Genomic DNA, 1300 nt, shown 5'->3' with positions numbered 1-1300 from the left:
TTCTAATAAATATAATAACATGATAATATGTCCAAAATGTAATTCAGAACAAATAACTTTACAAAAAAAAGGATTTGGATTCGGAAAAGCTATAGCAGGAATTTTTATTGCTGGGCCATTAGGATTATTAGCTGGAACCTTAGGAGCAAATAAAATTCAAGTACATTGTTTAAATTGTGGAAATAAATGGTTACATAATAATTTACATAAAACAATCACCGCATCAATCCCCCAGAAAAAACAAAGTAAACATGAAAGCTTACCCAAAGATAAAACAGAAGAAGAAAGGAGAAGAGAAATTTACGAGAAAACTGGATTATCTGCATCAGATCCAAAGTTTGGAAATTTTAGAACAACTAAAAAGCGTAAATAATCTATACAATGGAATAAAACCTGCTTTGGAGCAGGTTTTACCATATTTAAAACTTTCTAAGATAAATCCCTCACTAGCATTAACTTTAACGCTCGTGCTTATCAAATAAACTCCACTCAAAACTCTCCCCTTGCCTAATCCCTCAATATTTTCTACATTTACTCCTCAAAATAAAACAAACACCAATAATGGAACAAAAAATACATCAGGGACGTAACGTAAAAAGATTTCGGGAGATGCTTGGCATCAAGCAGGAAACACTGGCTTTTGATCTTGATATCAGCCAGCAGAAAATTTCACAACTGGAACAAAAAGAAATTATAGAAAATGATCTGCTGCAAAAAATATCCGAAGTAATGAAAATACCCGTTGAGGCTTTTCAGAATTTTGATGAAGAGGCAGCCATAAATATAATTTCAAATACATTTAATGATCAATCCAACGGATATAACTATTATCCGACGATTACCATCAATCCTGTTGAAAAATGGTTGGAAACTTTAGAAGAGATTAAAAGACTTAATGAAGAAAAAGCTGATTTGTATGAACGCATGCTCAAGGAAAAGAATGAGACAATTGAGAAGCTTGAAAAACTTCTACAAAAATAAGTGACAACATGATACCCGATCTCGCGGATTTGCAATCCGTGAGCAAGCACAAAATAAAGCACGGTTATAAATCCGTGCTATCACGAAAAGATAAAACCTGCCTCACAGCAGGTTTTTATACTATCTAAACAGTTTTTAAAACAAATTTTCATCCACAAAATTAGGTTATGCTTCCATTGCTCTTGAAATGTTTTATCTTTTTAAACTTCTTTTTAATAGGAGTTTAAAAATGTCTGCCAAAAGAAAAATGAGAATAAAATTTTGCAGAAAATTTATATAATCAAACCGTACAATTCCCCAATCCATAAAAGCATCTTTT

The 1300-nt window shown here is 31.8% G+C and carries 2 protein-coding genes; both read left to right on the top strand.

The window, feature by feature from the left end; genetic code table 11:
* Window positions 1–373 (top strand): hypothetical protein (locus tag ASE55_RS04230; RefSeq protein ID WP_238584991.1); only part of this gene is annotated, 373 nt, incomplete at its 5' end.
* Window positions 374–561: 188 nt separating this feature from the next.
* Window positions 562–981: a helix-turn-helix domain-containing protein gene (locus ASE55_RS04225; RefSeq protein ID WP_056215988.1), complete on the top strand. Its 420-nt coding sequence runs from the start codon at window positions 562–564 to the stop codon at window positions 979–981.
* Window positions 982–1300: the final 319 nt, after the last annotated feature.

It is taken from the genome of Chryseobacterium sp. Leaf201, from assembly GCF_001421435.1.
Lineage (GTDB): Bacteria > Bacteroidota > Bacteroidia > Flavobacteriales > Weeksellaceae > Chryseobacterium.
This window is presented reverse-complemented; position numbering and strand designations above follow the sequence as displayed.